Origin of the sequence: Lysobacter soyae (genome assembly GCF_019551435.1) — a bacterium.
GTDB classification, from domain to species: Bacteria; Pseudomonadota; Gammaproteobacteria; order Xanthomonadales; family Xanthomonadaceae; genus Solilutibacter; species Solilutibacter soyae.
This window is the reverse complement of sequence record NZ_CP080544.1, coordinates 234,088-249,744: the sequence shown is the minus strand read 5'-3', so window position 1 is coordinate 249,744 and position 15,657 is coordinate 234,088. Positions and strand designations below refer to the sequence as shown.

Below are 15,657 nucleotides of genomic sequence, written 5' to 3'. Positions count from 1 at the left end.
TCATGGCTTTGGCCGTCGTGCACAGTCGTGCGCGCTTGGGGGTGCGTGCGCCTGAAGTGGCCGTCGAAGTGCATTTGGGCGGCGGTTTGCCGCGCATGTCCATCGTCGGCCTGCCCGAGGCGGCGGTACGCGAATCCAAAGATCGTGTGCGCGCCGCCTTCGCCAGTGCGCAGTTCGACTTTCCGGCGCGCGCCATCACGGTCAATCTTGCGCCGGCCGATTTGCCCAAACAAGGCGGCGCCTTTGACCTGCCGATTGCCTTGGGCATTTTGGTGGCCTCCGGTCAGCTGCCGGAGAAGTGCTTGCGCGGGCGCGAGTTCATGGGCGAGCTCGGACTGACCGGCGATCTAAAACCGATACGGGGCGTGTTGCCTGCGGCATTGGCCAGCGTCCAATCCAAACGGCAGTTGGTGGTGCCGAGCGCCAACGCCGTTGAGGCCGCGCTCTGTGAAGTGGCCGATATTCGCACTGCAACCGATTTGCGCGCGCTGGTCGATCAACTCAAACGCAACGCACCGGCACCGGCCTTGCCTGCGCGCTGCGTCAGCGGAGATGACAACACGTTCGCGGACATGGCCGATGTGCACGGGCAATGGTCGGCGCGACGCGCATTGGAAATTGCTGCCGCGGGTGAACACCATGTGCTCTTTGCCGGCCCACCGGGCTGTGGCAAAAGCATGCTGGCCGCGCGGCTGCCGGGGATCATGCCGCTCGCCAGCGATGCCGAAGCTTTGGAGACCGCGGCGATCGCGTCCTTGTCCAGCCATGCCGACCCCAGCGCACCGTGGCGACGGCGCCCGTTCCGCTCGCCCCACCACACGGCAAGTGCGGTGGCGCTGATCGGCGGGGGCAGCGATCCCCGCCCCGGCGAAGTATCGCTGGCGCACAACGGCGTGTTGTTCTTGGACGAGTTCACCGAATGGAGCCGCCATGCCCTGCAATGCCTGCGTGAACCGTTGGAGTCAGGCGTGGTGCACATCGCGCGCGCATCCAAACAATTGACCTATCCGGCGCGCTTTCAATTGATTGCGGCCATGAATCCCTGTCCCTGCGGCCATGCCGGCGATCCGTCGCAACGTTGCGCCTGCATGCCGGATGCCATCGCACGCTACCGCGCGAAAGTCTCAGGTCCTTTGTTGGATCGGATTGATCTGCACGTGTCGTTGTCGCGCATCAGCGCGGCTGAACTGCATGGCGCGCACGCTCGCGGTGAATCCAGCGCGGACATTCGTGCCCGAGTCATCCGGTCACGCGATCTTCAATTGCAACGACAGGGATTTCCGAACGCCCGCCTGCAAGGGGACGCACTCACGCACCATTGCACAGCGCAAATGGCAGACGCCCCGGGTTTCCACGCAGCGGGCGAACGTTTGCGGCTATCGGCGCGCGCGAGCCACCGCGTGATTCGGGTGGCGCGCACGATTGCCGATTTGGCCGGCACCGATCACATCACGCAGGCGCACTGGATGGAAGCGTTGTCGTTCAGACCCATCCAGTGAGATAGAAAGTTGCAATGATCAAAAACACCGCCAGGGTTTTGACAATCGTGATGGCAAAAATGTCTTTGTAGGCTTCCCGGTGGGTGAGGCCAGTGACCGCCAACAAGGTGATCACCGCGCCGTTGTGCGGCAGCGTGTCCATGCCGCCCGAAGCCATCGCCGCGACGCGGTGGAAAACTTCCAATGGAATTCCCGCGGCTTCGGCGTTGCGGATGAAGGTATCGGCCATCGCCGCCAACGCGATGCTCATGCCGCCTGAGGCGGAGCCGGTGATGCCCGCCAGCGCGGTCACGGTCACCGCTTCGTTGACCAACGGATCCGGAATCTTGCGCAGCGTTTCGGCGAACAAGAGGAAGCCGGGCAACGCGGCAATGACCGCACCGAAACCGTATTCACTCGCAGTGTTCATCGCCGACAACATTGCGCCGCCGATGGCGTCCTTGCTGCCTTCGGCAAAGCGCTGGATCACGGTTTTCCCTGCGAAGACAAATACGGTGGCGATGCCCAACAACAACGCACCCTCCACCGCCCAGATCGCGGCAATCTTGGACACTTCCTGCACAACCGGCGCGGGCGCGCCGATAACGGCAGGAATAAAACTGGTCGATTCTCCGTAGAGATTCGGAATCACCACGGTCAAGACTTTGTTGGCGACCCCGACCACCAGCAACGGCAGCAAGGCAATCAAGGGGTGTGCCAAAGCGCCACCGGTGAACTCGGCCGGCTCATTGCGCAAAGGTGTCTTGGTGGCATATCCCTCGCCTGCGGCGAGCGCACTTCGGCGCCGCCACTCGAGATACAGCATGCCGACCAGCAAAATGAAGACCGCGCCCACCGTGCCCAACCACGGCGCCGCCCAGGTGTTGGTCTTGAAGAAAGTCGTCGGGATGATGTTTTGAATTTGCGGTGTGCCGGGCAGCGCGTCCATGGTGAACGTAAACGCGCCAAGTGCGATCGTGCCCGGAATCAGCCGTTTCGGAATATCGCCTTGGCGGAACAGTTCGGCCGCAAATGGGTACACGGCGAAGACCACGACGAACAGCGACACACCGCCGTAGGTAAGCAATGCACAAACCAGCACGATCGCCAACATGGCACGGCTCGCGCCGACCACCCGGATCGTCGCCGCCACGATCGACCTTGAGAACCCGGACAGTTCAATCACTTTTCCGAAAATCGCCCCGAGCAGGAACACGGGAAAATAGTTCTTCAAGAAGCCGACCATTTTGTCCATGAACAGGCCGCTGAACATCGGCGCGACCAAGCTCGGGTCGGTCAGCAACACGGCGCCGAGCGCGGCGACCGGTGCGAACAGGATGACGCTGTAGCCCCGATAAGCGACAAACATCAGGAAGACCAGGGCGGCCAGCACGATCAGGAAAGCCATGGCGGCCTCGGAGAATGGGAACTGTCACGCAGTTTGGCAGTGCGGCCCTGCCGCTGCCCTTGTCCGAAAGTACGATGCGCCGTGCGCCGCGGCAGGCGGATGATCAGCGGGTACGTATTTCGACCCTGAGGGGGAATCCATGAAAGCAACACATTTGAGTATCGCGATCGCGCTGGCGATCACCGCAACCGCACAGCCCGTCCTCGCCCAGGATCAATCCTCGTCGACCACCGCGACTGCCACCAACGAAACCGCCAAGAAAGAGGCGGAGTCCAAGAACACGCTCAACGCGGTGACGGTCACCGCCCGCCGCCGTGCGGAAACTGCCAAGGACGTCCCCGTCGCCGTCAGTGCCTTCAGCGAAGACGGCCTGAAAGATTTGCAAGCCTCCGATGTCAGCGGCCTGCAAGGCGCGGTACCGAACATGAACATCGTGCAAGGCCGTGGTTCGGCCAACTCCGTCAACGTGTTCATTCGCGGCGTCGGCCAACCGGATGCGCTGCAAACCTTCGACCCGGGCGTCGGCATGTATGTCGATGACGTGTACTACTCGCGGATCAACGGCGCGCTGTTCTCCTTGTTCGATGTCGGCCAAGTCGAAGTGCTGCGCGGCCCGCAAGGCACTTTGTACGGCAAGAATTCGACCGGCGGTGCCATCAAGATTTCAACCAAAGACCCGTTCGTTGATGCCGTGCGTTCGGTGGAAATGACGGCGGGCAGCTTCGGTCGCTTGGAAGGTCGTTTCTACATGGCCGGCAAGCTGAGTGACACCTTCGCGGCGAGCATCGCCGGCGGCGTCATGAAGAATGACGGCTACGTGCGTGACCCGCGCAACGGCAAGGAATACAACGGCGACGACACCAAAGCCGTGCGCGCCAAACTTGCCTTCCGCCCGAGCGATACCTTCAATGCCACGTTGTCATTGGATTACACCAAGCAGGATGCACCGCTGACCATGGGCCATCCCACGGCGCCGTTGACCGCCGTCGACCTCGCCACCAGCACCGTGGCGGTGTTGCAACCGGTGCCGCCGACCTATGACTATCGTGCCAGCACCTCGTTCTCTCCGGACAAGGGTCAGAAGATGACGCATTCCGGTGCCTCGCTCAACTTGACTTGGAACCTGTCGCCGGCATGGGCGCTCAAGAGCATCAGTGCCTATCGCAAGCTGAAGACCGATTCCTATATCGATATCGACGCATCGCGCTTTGAGCTCGGCGATGTGCTGGTGTCCATCGATCAGAAGCAATGGAGCCAAGAACTGCAACTGCAATACAGCAGCGATACCGTGAACGCCATCGTCGGCGCCTACCACTTGGACGAAAAAGTGCCGTCGCATCAGGAAGCCTATGCCGACGACTATTTGCGTTTCCTCGGCAGGCCGATGACCTTCACCCGCACCATCGACGACGATCTGCATAACAAGAGCAGCGCAGTCTTCGCCAATGTGGATTGGAAATTCGCGCCGACTTGGGCCTTGGCCGCAGGCATCCGCTATACGCGTGAAACGAAGACCTACAGCCGCACCACCAGCGTGTTCTACGGCGCGCCGTTTAGCGCGTTGAGCGGCCGCGACCGCACCGCCGACATCAACGATCGCAGTCAATCGTGGAGTGCCGTCACGCCCTCCTTGTCCATTACCAAGGCCTTCAGTGACGACCTGACCGCGTATGTTTCGGCCAATCGCGGCTTCAAGTCGGGCGGCTTCAACGGTCGCGCCAACAACAAGTTCGACGCCGACCATGCCGTCTTCAATCCGGAATATGTCTGGACCTATGAAGCCGGCCTGAAAATGCAAAGTGCCGATCGTCGCTTCTCGGCCAACATCGCCGCATTCCACAGCGACTACAAGGACTTCCAAGCACGCGTTTCGGAACACACCGCACCGGGCTCGGCCACGTTCTCGTTCCCGGTATTGAACGCCGCGTCGATGAAGGTCGATGGTCTCGAATTGGAAGGCAAAGCGCTACTCGGCCAAGACAAGAACACCGTGGTGTCCACGCAAATCGGTTGGATGCATGCACGCTACGGCGAGTTCAACGATCCGATCACGCAGGTCAATCCGGCTTTGGCAAACCTACACGATCATGTGCCGTTCTCGCCGAAGCTGACCGCGCGTCTCGCCCTGCAACACACCTTTGACCTCGGCGCATCCGGCGGCCTGACCTTCGGCAGCGATGCGTCCTATCGCAGCCGTACTTGGTTGTCGGTGGACAACCGTCCGGCCTTGTCGCAAGGCGGTTACACCTTGTTCGGTGCGTTCGCCTCTTGGGATTCCGCCGATTACACTTGGCAAGTGCGCGCCGGCGTCCGCAACTTGGGCGATCGCATGTACAAGACTGAAGGCCAGGAGTTCTCGAGCGTCGGCAACATCCAAACCGTGTACTACGGTGCACCGGTCAACGGCTATGTCAGCGTGCGCTATAACTTCTGATTGGTCTTGCACTGATCGCTTCAAGCAGAGCCCGGCACATGCCGGGCTCTTTTTTTACGATCGGCGCGGCGCAAACGATATGCTTGGAATGATTGTGTCGAAACGGGAAATCGAACCGCGATGTTGAGCGCCAGCGTTGTCATTCTGTGCTGCTTGATTTGGCTGACCGTCTTGTTCGCCGCAGCGATGTTGGCCGATCGCAAGCCGGCGTGGTTGTCGCGGCATTGGGCGTGGATCTACGCGCTGTCGTTGCCCGTGTATTGCACCTCTTGGACATTTTTCGGCACCGTGACCCAAGCGGCACGCTATCAATCGCCGCTGCCGCCGACCTTCGTCGGCACCATCTTGTTGTATGCCTTGGGCGGCGCGGCGGTAGTAGGTCTGGTGCGCCGCGCGCGCGAGGTCCATGCCAGCTCTCTGGCCGACTTCATCGGCGCACGCTTGGGACGCAACGCGCCTTTGGCCGCGCTGGTCACCTTGGTGGCGATTCTCGGTTTGATTCCGTACATCGCCTTGCAGCTCAAAGCGGTCTCGATGGGCTACGACCTGTTGGTCAACGGATTGCAATCCACCGAGGGTGGCCAACCGGATACCGATATCGCACCCATTGTCGCCTGCGTCGTTGCCGGGTTCGCGATTTTGTTCGGTACGCGCAAGGCGGACATCGGTGGTCACAGCCACGGACTGGTCTTCGCCATTGCGCTTGAATCGGTCTTCAAGCTCCTGGCGATGCTGGCCTTGGGTTTGTTCGTGGCGCGGCAAGGTCCGGATGCGTTTGTGGCGTCGAATGTCGCGACCCGTCCCGATCTGCAAGGCTTCGCGCCACTGGTGGTGCTCGGCATTCTTGCGATGTTTACCTTGCCGCACCAATTTCACGTCGGCATCGTGGAATGTCGTGACGAACGCGATTTGCGTTTGGCGCGCTGGGTGTTTCCGTTGTACATGGTGCTGATTTCGCTGCCGCTGCTACCGCTCGCACGCGCCGGCGCGGCGCAATTCGCAGGCTCGGCCGTGAATTCCGACCTGTACGTGTTGGCTCTGCCGATGGCACAGGGCGCCAATGGTCTTGCCTTGTTCGCTTTTCTCGGCGGCTTGGCCGCTGCCACCGGGATGACGGTGATCAGTTTGTTGGCGCTCAGTTTGATGATCGGCAATCACTGGCTCGCACCTGGCCTGCTTCGCGGTGCCTGGGCACGCGAAGCGGGCGATTTGCGCGGCCGCGTGCTGCTGCTGCGCCGCGCCGGCATCATCGTCATTGTCCTGTTGGCTTGGATCTACGGGCGAGCGGTGGCCGGCGAAGACGCATTGGCCGATGTCGGCGCCGTGTCATTTTCGGCACTCGCCACGCTTGGGCCCGCGGTGTTAGTGGCGGCGTTGTTGCCGCATACCCCCGCACGCGCGGTTTCCCTTGGCATCATCGCCGGCTTCATCGCATGGAGCTGGGCAATGTTGTTGCCTTTGTTGGGTGACGCCGGTTGGATCTCGAAAGCGTGGTTGGCCCAAGGGCCGTTCGGCATCCAAGCCTTGGCGCCTGACAGCTTGTTGGCTTTGACCGGCTGGGGTCGCTTGGCCCGCGCCGTGGGCGTCAGCTTGTTGGTGGCCTCGTTGACGACCGCACTCGCCGCCTTCGGTCTGCCGCGCACCACCGGATTGGCGCGTCGGCGCTTCGATGCGCAGACCTTGCGTCATGCCAGTTTGCGATTCCTCGGCACCGAACGCGTCGATGCCCTGCTGAAATCGGCACCGGCCACCGGCGCAGTGGATTTCGACACCTTGAACGCGGTCGAACGCGCGCTGGCCGGCGTACTTGGTAGTGCCTCCGCGCGTTTGTTGCTGGATACCGCCCAACGCAAAACCTCGGCAGAGCTCGACACGGTAGCGAGCATCGTTGGCCAAGCCTCGCAAGATCTGAAATTCAATCAGCGTGTGCTCGAAGGCGCGTTGGAAAACATGAGTCAGGGCATCAGCGTGGTGGACGCTGACTTGAAGTTGGTCGCGTGGAACACGCGTTATCAGGAGCTGTTCGGTTTCCCCGAAGGCATGTTGTCGGTGGGTATGCCAATTGCCGATGCCAGTCGCTGGGCATTGGATCGCATGGGGCAGGCAGCCACGCGCGAACAAGCCTTGGCACGCCGCCTTGCGCACATGCGCGCAGGCACACCGCATTTGTCCGAACGCATCTTTCCGAATGGCGCCACGATTGAAATCCGCGGCAATCCCATGCCCGGCGGCGGATTCGTCGCGACCTTCACCGATGTGACCGCATTCCGACGCGCGGCTGCCGACTTGCAGAACATCAACGCCACCTTGGAGCAACGCGTCGTCGAACGTACGCAGCTCTTGGATGAGGCACGCGATGAAGCCGAGCGCGCCAACGAGGCGAAATCGCGTTTGCTCACGGCGATCGGCCATGACCTGTTGCAACCCGTGCACGCGGCGCAATTGTTCACTGACGTGCTGCTGCAGCAGACACCCGAGCCTGCCAAACAACGCACACTCTCGCAGATACAGGGCGCCTTGGACGCCACGAGTGATTTGTTAGGCGACTTGTTTGATCTGTCGCGGATTGAATCGGGCGGTCTCATCGTTGAAAAGCGCGCCTTCCCTCTTAACGAGCTACTGGATCCGCTTGCCGCGCAGTTCAGCGCATTGGCCGGCGCACGCGGGCTGCGATTCCGCTACCGACCTTGCGCGCTCTGGGTGGACAGCGACCCGTTGATGTTGCGTCGCATTTTGCAAAACTTCATTGCCAACGCGGTGCGCTATACGCCACAGGGACGCGTGTTGTTGGGTGTACGTCGTGTGGGTCGCGAAGTGCGTATCGAGGTGCACGACAGCGGCGTCGGCATCGCGCCCGATTCACTCGAACGCATCTTCGAAGAGTTCAGCCGCGGCGAGGATGTCCCGGGACAGGGCCTCGGTCTCGGCTTGGCCATTGCGAAACGCTTGGCTGATCTGTTGGGCGCGCCGTTGTTGGTGCGCAGTGAGCGCGGTCGCGGCAGTAGCTTTGCGGTGTGCGTCGCCACGACAGCACCGGTCGCGCGCGCACCATTGGAGCGCGACCCGACGTTGCGCACCTTGTTGGCGGTCGATAACGACCCGGTGGCATTGGAGGCTTTGTCGCAAACCCTGCGTGGCTGGGGCTACCAGGTTCTGACCGCACACGATCTTTCCGGTGCCGCCACGCAGATGCGCGCGCATGCCGTAGACGCTTGGCTCTTGGACTTTCATTTGGACCACGGCGCGACCGGACTCGAGGTGCAAGAGGCATTGAGCCGTGAGTTCGGTGAGCGCCCAACCTTGGTGCTCACCGCCGACGACAGCGCAGCCATGCGCCGTGAAGTGCAAGAGCGCGGCCTCACGTTATTGCGCAAACCGGTGCGCGCTTTGGCGTTGAAATCGGTTCTTGACCGGATGCTTGCAGCGGTTGTGCCACCCTGACCGAACCGGGATGACAGCTTGTCCGATCCCTCCCCTCGACAAGGAGCCGATATGACCGCCCCAAACACAGCCGAAGCGCGCGTCCGTTTGCATGTTGAAGACACCGGCGGCGACGGCGCCGTGGTTGTCTTGATTCACGGCTGGCCGCTCTCGGGCGCCTCCTGGCAAGCACAGACAACCGCACTGCAAGACGCGGGCTATCGCGTGATCGCCTATGACCGTCGCGGCTTCGGTCAATCCGACAAACCGGCCACCGGCTACGACTACGACACCCTCAGTGATGATCTTGCCGATCTGCTTGATTCGCGTGATGTGCGTGACGCGACGTTGGTCGGCTTTTCGATGGGTGGCGGCGAAGTGGCCCGTTATGTTGCGCGGCATGGCACCGCACGTTTGGCCAAAGTGGTCTTCGCCGCGGCGATTCCGCCGTTCATGATGAAAACCGCAGACAACCCCGAAGGTGCAATGACACCGTCTGCCGAGGCGGACATGGAAGCCGGCCTGAAAAAGGATCGCGCCGCGTTTTTTGATCAGTTCACTCGAACGTTCTTTTCAGTGGACGGCGAGTTGAAAGTGACCGAAGCGCAACGACAAGCGGCGATCACGCTCTGCCATCAGTCGGATCCGAATGCCGCCGTGCAATGCATGCACGCGTTCTCGGAAACGGATTTCCGCGATGATCTGAACAAGGTGGATGTTCCCGCCTTGATTCTTCACGGCGACGCCGATGTGATCGTGCCGCTCGAACATTCGGGCGCACTCACCCATGCACGCATTCCCGGCAGCGAACTCGTCTTGTTGAACGGCGCACCCCACGGTTGCAACGTCAGCCATGCGCAGGCCTTCAACGATGCATTGTTGGCGTTCTTGAAGAAGTAATCAGATCAAGCCGGCAGGTGTCGGCTTGGATCACCCAACTCGAGTTCGCGAAGAATCACGCCGGCGTGGGTGCGATTGCGCGCGCCAAGGCGCTCCAGAATCGCGGTGACATGCGCCTTCACCGTGCGTTCTTGGATATCCAAACGGTCGGCGATCTGCTTGTTCAACAAGCCCTCCGCGACCAACTGCAACACACGGAACTGCTGCGGCGAGAGGCTCGCCAAACGCGAAGCCAACGCACGATCATCCGGCGAGGATTCCGCACGCTGTACCGCGGCACGCATGCCCGGCGGCAACCAGCGTTCGCAGGCCAACACCGATCGAATCGCATCGTGCAAATCATCAAGGCCGGATACCTTGGGTAAGAAGCCGGCCGCGCCATGATCCAATGCCCGGCGCACCACGCGCGGATCATCATTGGCGGAGACGACGATCACCGCCACCGCCGGGTACTGCGCGCGAATCGCGGCGAGCCCGGTCAGGCCGTGGTTGCCCGGCATGTGAAGGTCGAGCAGGATCAAATCGATATCGGGCAACTGCTCGAGCTGCGCCATGACCGCATCCAAGGAATCGGCTTCGTACATTTTCATGTCGCTCACCGCGTCGGCGGCCACCTGTTTTAAGGCGGCGCGAAACAATGGATGGTCGTCGGCGATAAGCATCGAAGGCATCTGTCGAGCCTATCAGCCCGCGCGCCATCGCGGCGTTGCACCAAAGTACGATGCAGCGACACGCAGCTCGCGCTAATGTCAGCGTATGAAAATCCTGATCCCTGTAGCCGCTGCGATGTTGGCGTCCGCTTGCGCGATGACCGGCACGAAATCCGAGGAACCGATCATGTCCGCACCTGTGACTGTTTCCGAGCATCGGCAGGGCGATGATCTGTTGACGGCCGGCCTCGGCCTCGCCGGCTTGCGTGAGATGACGGCGCCGAAGTTCGCCGATCCGGAACATCCGACCGCCGCCGAACTGCGCCGACGTGCGATTTGGTCGAACTGGCGCGGCATCGCCGACCTGTCGCCGCAAGGTGGCTATGGCGAGGTGTATGGCAGCGTCGCCAACATTCCGGGTCGCGAATTTTCAACCCTGTTGCGTTTGCCGGGCGCCACGCAACCCCACCGCGTCGTCCTGCAGTTGCCGGACAACTTCGATGCCGGCAAACGCTGCCTGATTGTGGCCGCGGCCTCGGGCTCGCGCGGCGTGTATGGGGCCATTTCCGTCGCTTCTGCCTGGGCGTTGCCGCGCGGTTGCGCCGTGGTGCATACCGACAAGGCCGCAGGCAGCGACTTGTTCGATATCGATGCCGGTGAAGGCGTCGATGCCTCGGGCATGCGCGTTGCTGCCGGCAACGCCGCGGCATTTGAACCCCGCCTCGCCGAAGGTGCCACCGGCGTTGCGTTCAAGCACGCACATTCGGAAGACAACCCGGAAGCGGATTGGGGACGCCACGTGAAGCAAGCGGCGCAGTTCGCTTTGCATCAACTCAGCGAAGCCCTGCCGAATCAAGCGCCGTTTACCTTCGAAAACACGCGCGTCATTGCCACCGGCATTTCCAATGGCGGCGGCGCGGTATTGCGCGCGGCCGAACTCGATGGCGACTGGCTCGATGGCGTTGTGGCCGGTGAGCCCAACGTCTATGTCGAGGGCAATCGTCCCTTGTATGACTTCGCGACTGAGGCGGCCATCTTCATGCCGTGCGCACTGCTCGATCTGCCGGTCGATGCCTTGCCGCAGCCGCCGATGCGCGCGCAAGTGGAGCCGCTGTGGAAACAACGCTGCGCGAGTTTGAAGGCGCAGGGACTGATTGACGGAACGACCGTGGCGCAACAAGCCGCCTCGGCGCGTGCAGTGTTACGCGCCAGTGGTTGGAAGGACATTTCGCTGACCGCGGGTGCCGCTTCGACCGGTTTCGATTTGTGGCGCGCGGTGACGGCTGCGTACGCTTCGGCTTATGGCCGCTATCGCGCAGGCGAACACCCGTGCGGCTACAGCTACACGGCGATGACGGCGCAACTGCAGCCACGCCCGAGCACGGCGGTCGAACGCAACACTTGGTGGAGCGAATCCGCCGGCATTCCGCCGGGGAATGGCATTCTGCTGAAGGACCCGCGCATGGCGCCCCCGGATTTCACTTTGGCGGGCGAACAATGCTTGCGCGCGTTGTGGACGGGCGACAATGCGGATGCACAGCGCGTACGTGCGGGCATCGCAGCGACACAAACCAAAATGCCACGACGCGGTCTGCCGGTTCTGGTGATCCACGGTGATGAAGACGGCTTGGTGCCACCGGTGTTCAGCAGTGCACCGTATGTCGCTGCCGCGCGCGCAGCGGGTCGCCCGGTGGCCTACTGGACCGTCGGCAAAGCCGAGCACTTCGATGCTTTCCTCGCCTTCCCTTCTTATGCAGCGCGCTTTGTGCCGCTGTTGCCCTACATGTATGCCGGCTTGGATCGGATGTGGTCGACGCTTGAGCACAAATCCACGCTCGATGGCGACTTGCATATCGAGGCAACACCACGTGGCACCGGTGCCGTCACCGCCACGGATTTGAAATTGCCGCAATAAGCGAGTGAAGAAAATTCGGATGACGCATTCAGCGTAGCTTGTTTACACTCGAATCTTTGCGAGGGCCTGGATTCGACCAATGGATGCTTTGCACCACATTGATGTCCGACTCCTGGGCTACGCCCTCCTCGTGCTCGCGGGCGTCGCTTCTTCACTGCTGGCACGCCGCTTCGGTGCGCCGTTGTTGTTGGTGTTCCTGGTCATCGGCATGTTGCTCGGCGTCGATGGCATCGGCGGTATTCGTTTCAGCGACACGCGCCTCACCTTCCTGATCGGTTCGGTGGCACTGTGTGTGATTTTGTTCGACGGCGGCTTGCGCACCCGCGCCGATGCGGTGCGCGGCAGCGTCACACCGAGCATCGTGCTGGCAACAGTGGGCGTCTTGATCACCGCCGCACTCACCGCGGTCGCCAGCCACTACTTGTTGGATCTGAATCTGTTGCAGTCGCTCCTGCTGGGTACCGTCGTGGCCTCGACGGATGCGGCGGCGGTGTTCTTCCTGATTCGTGCCGGTGGTTTGCATCTGGAGAAGCGCACCGGCAGCACCCTCGAACTCGAATCGGGCGCCAACGACCCGATGGCGATTTTTCTCACCACCGCGATCACCGTTTGGATCGCCGGAACCGAAGCGCAAACGTATCTGGGCCTGTTGTGGAGCATCGTGCTCGCCATCGGTGCCGGTGTGGTCTTGGGCTATCTCGGCGGACGCGTCATCGTCTGGGCACTCAACCGCTATGACCTGCCCGCCGGACTACATCCTTGGTTGGCAATTGCCAGTGCACTGACGCTGTTCGCACTCACCAATCTGGTCGGCGGCAGTGGCTATCTCGCCGTCTATATCGCCGGTGTCTTGGTCGCGAATCGACCGGTTCGCGCCCGCAGTGATGTCATGTCGGTGCAGGATGCCGCCACGTGGTTCGCACAGTTGGTGATGTTCCTGTTGCTCGGTCTGCTGGCGACACCGCATGACTTGTTGAAAATCTTGTGGCCCGCCCTGGGCATCTCCGCCTTCCTGATGCTGGTCGCTCGCCCCGTTGCTGTATTCGCTTGTTTGATGCCGTTCAAATACCGGCTGGGCGAGATTGGTTTCATTGCCTGGGTCGGCTTGCGCGGTGCAGTCGGCATCTTTCTGGCCTCCATTCCCCTGCTCGCCAAACTGCCGAACGCGTGGATGTATTTCAATGTCGCCTTCGTGGTGGTGCTGACCTCGCTGGTGGTGCAAGGCTGGACCCTGCCGCGCGCGGCGCATTTCTTTGGTATTGCCGTACCGCGAAAAGACCCCGATACACGTCGCGTACAACTCGATCTGCCCGGTCAACTTGAATATGAATTGCTCGGCTATCGCGTCGCCCCGGGGTGCCGTGCCTTGAACCCGGTGCATTGGCCGCTCAACGTCCGTTTGTTGATGGTGGTGCGCGACGGCAAGATTCAATCCGCGGAAGAATCCGGCGGTGTGCAAGTTCAAGACTACGCGTACCTGCTCGCCCCGAGCGCGAGTGCACAACGCTTGGACTGGATGTTTGTCGGCAACGAATCGACCGATGCGCAGGGGTCGCGATTCGGCGAGCTGGTCTTGCCAGGTGATGTGGAACTCGGCACTTTGGCCGAGTTCTATGACCTGCACGTGCCGGCGCGTTTCAGGAAATTCACCGCAGCAAACTTGTTTGCCGAACGTTTCGACGACATGCCGCAGATCGGTGATCACTTGGGGATCGGGCCCGCCACCCTGACGGTGCGGGCCACGAAAGATGATCGGGTGAGTGAAGTCGGCTTGCGCCTGCTGTCACTCGGCGAGCGCCTGATTTCAGGCGCGAACGCTTAAGCCTCGAACTGATTGGACGAACGCGCGCTGTCGATGGCCGGCGTGTTCGAAGCGTTGCCGAAGATCGACTTCCATGCCGCGTAGGTGATCAAACCCTGCAACGGCAGCAACACCAGAATTTGCAGGAAGCTGCCGATCAAATCGGCGGCACCGCGCCCGGCGACCACGCTGATCAGACCCGACACGATCATGAACGCCACGAGGATGGCGAGCACCGTGATCACGAAGAAGATGAAGCCGAGGATGACGGCGGTGAGATTGCCGGTCACGCCGCGGAAGCTGTCACGCATCGCATCCATGGAGCGGCGACCGTTGAACAGGATTTGCGGAATGGCGAGGAACGTGAACATCGCCGCGATCAATCCGAGCACCAAGGACAACAGCGCCCAGCGGCCGAATTCGGCAAGCGGCAGTTCTTTCATCAATTCGGTCTGTGCTTGCGGATTGTTCTGGATGGCTTCCAACACTTCGATGGTATGGCTGAGGTTTTGGCTACCGACCATGAAATACAGCAAGAAGCCCGAAATCAGACCGGCCGTGATTTGCGGCAACAACGTCAACAAAAGTTGCGACATTTTGCCGGTCGCGTGAACACGCGGCAGCAAATCCATGCCCGGACGTTGTCCGGCATCTGCCTCATGTGCGCCAAGTACCAAGGCCGCCACGAAAATCGGCTGCATCAGCGTCAGTACCAGCAACACCAACATGCCGAACACCGGCGAGCCCTTCATCAGCAAGGTGGCCACCAAAACGCCGGCGGCATAAGTGCCTGCAACCAACAGGTAGGGTCCCGGCGCTGCTCGAAAGGCGGCAAAGCCATCGAGGATCCACTGCGCACCCGACGACGCCGGCACTTTGTTCGATTGATTATTCACGTCTTCCCCAAAAGTCTTCGATGTGCGATCCGGACGAAACGACGAAGCAACCCCCTCGCTTCCGGTGTCGAACGTATGGTACCCAAGAGGCTGTCAACGTCGCCACCTTCTTCCTGAATCCGTGCCGCGCGCGCTTTGACATATGTCCGCGTGATTTGCGTCGAAAACTCCGGATGGAACTGCAGGCCCCAGCAATTGGGCGCATAGCGCACCGCCTGATGCGGTTCCAGCGCCGATCGTGCCAAGACCACCGCATCGTCCGGCAAGTGGATGACGCTTTGCATATGGCTTGCATGGGCCGGAAACTGCGCGGGCATCCCTTGCATCAACGGGTCCTCCTCGGTCATGGACCGGGTGATCTCGACCGTACCGATTTCCCGTCCCGCAGGGTTGTTGTCGACGGTTCCGCCCAGCGCGTGTGCAATCAGCTGATGCCCGTAGCAAATGCCTAATGTGGGGATGCCGGCAGCGATGCGACCGCGCAGCCATTCGGCCGTGCTTTCGCTCCAGGCTTGGCGATCCGTCACCATGGCCGGCGAACCGGTGACGAAAATGCCGGCATAGGGCACGCGCTCGGGTAAAGGCTCGCCATTGGCCACGTTGATGACGTCTGTGCCATCACGGGGAATCTCGCCCGAGACGCGAATCCAGTGGGGAAATCCACGATGACGGCGAAGTTCGGGGACCGGTTCCCCTGTTTGCAAAATCAGGAAAGGGGCGTGCATCGGTAGGGAAGCTGTGGTGTCCAAACTATA

Annotated in this window: 10 protein-coding genes; 6 read left to right on the top strand and 4 right to left on the bottom strand. The window is 61.5% G+C overall.

The features are described 5' to 3' along the window. Nucleotides 1-2 precede the first annotated feature (2 nt). The gene (locus H8L67_RS01210) at nucleotides 3-1,499 is read left to right on the top strand and encodes a YifB family Mg chelatase-like AAA ATPase (protein ID WP_220379990.1); all 1,497 of its coding nucleotides are present in this window, start codon (nucleotides 3-5) and stop codon (nucleotides 1,497-1,499) included. Here the strand turns inward: H8L67_RS01210 and H8L67_RS01205 are convergent. Continuing rightward, nucleotides 1,483-2,886 (bottom strand): GntP family permease, encoded by a 1,404-nt coding sequence (locus tag H8L67_RS01205; protein WP_220379989.1) that lies wholly within the window; start codon nucleotides 2,884-2,886, stop codon nucleotides 1,483-1,485. The two genes, H8L67_RS01210 and H8L67_RS01205, sit on opposite strands and share 17 nt — an antisense overlap. Before the next feature lie 139 nt (nucleotides 2,887-3,025). On the opposite strand from H8L67_RS01205, the gene H8L67_RS01200 reads away from it, so the two are divergent. The 3 genes from H8L67_RS01200 (at nucleotide 3,026) to H8L67_RS01190 (ending at nucleotide 9,640) form a co-directional block, all read left to right on the top strand. Next, nucleotides 3,026-5,320, top strand: a complete 2,295-nt coding sequence (locus H8L67_RS01200; RefSeq protein ID WP_220379988.1) for a TonB-dependent receptor — start codon at nucleotides 3,026-3,028, stop codon at nucleotides 5,318-5,320. 120 nt (nucleotides 5,321-5,440) lie between these two features. After that, nucleotides 5,441-8,761 (top strand): hybrid sensor histidine kinase/response regulator, encoded by a 3,321-nt coding sequence (locus H8L67_RS01195; protein ID WP_220379987.1) that lies wholly within the window; start codon nucleotides 5,441-5,443, stop codon nucleotides 8,759-8,761. Nucleotides 8,762-8,812: 51 nt separating this feature from the next. Next, nucleotides 8,813-9,640: an alpha/beta fold hydrolase gene (locus H8L67_RS01190; protein ID WP_220379986.1), complete on the top strand. Its 828-nt coding sequence runs from the start codon at nucleotides 8,813-8,815 to the stop codon at nucleotides 9,638-9,640. A 5-nt stretch (nucleotides 9,641-9,645) separates the two neighbouring features. On the opposite strand, the gene H8L67_RS01185 is transcribed toward H8L67_RS01190, so the two are convergent. Next, nucleotides 9,646-10,311: a response regulator gene (locus tag H8L67_RS01185; protein WP_220379985.1), complete on the bottom strand. Its 666-nt coding sequence runs from the start codon at nucleotides 10,309-10,311 to the stop codon at nucleotides 9,646-9,648. 166 nt (nucleotides 10,312-10,477) lie between these two features. Here H8L67_RS01185 and H8L67_RS01180 point away from each other — a divergent pair, with 166 nt between their 5' ends. Further along, nucleotides 10,478-12,205: a D-(-)-3-hydroxybutyrate oligomer hydrolase gene (locus tag H8L67_RS01180; RefSeq protein ID WP_255555986.1), complete on the top strand. Its 1,728-nt coding sequence runs from the start codon at nucleotides 10,478-10,480 to the stop codon at nucleotides 12,203-12,205. A 79-nt stretch (nucleotides 12,206-12,284) separates the two neighbouring features. Further along, nucleotides 12,285-14,027 (top strand): potassium/proton antiporter, encoded by a 1,743-nt coding sequence (locus tag H8L67_RS01175; protein WP_220379983.1) that lies wholly within the window; start codon nucleotides 12,285-12,287, stop codon nucleotides 14,025-14,027. Here H8L67_RS01175 and H8L67_RS01170 read toward each other — a convergent pair. Then, complete coding sequence (locus tag H8L67_RS01170) at nucleotides 14,024-14,902, bottom strand: BPSS1780 family membrane protein (protein WP_220379982.1); 879 nt, start codon at nucleotides 14,900-14,902, stop codon at nucleotides 14,024-14,026. The two genes, H8L67_RS01175 and H8L67_RS01170, sit on opposite strands and share 4 nt — an antisense overlap. Then, nucleotides 14,899-15,627, bottom strand: coding sequence for a glutamine amidotransferase (locus H8L67_RS01165; protein WP_220379981.1), 729 nt, complete (start codon nucleotides 15,625-15,627; stop codon nucleotides 14,899-14,901). The genes H8L67_RS01170 and H8L67_RS01165 overlap by 4 nt, the downstream gene beginning before the upstream one ends. Nucleotides 15,628-15,657 lie beyond the last annotated feature (30 nt).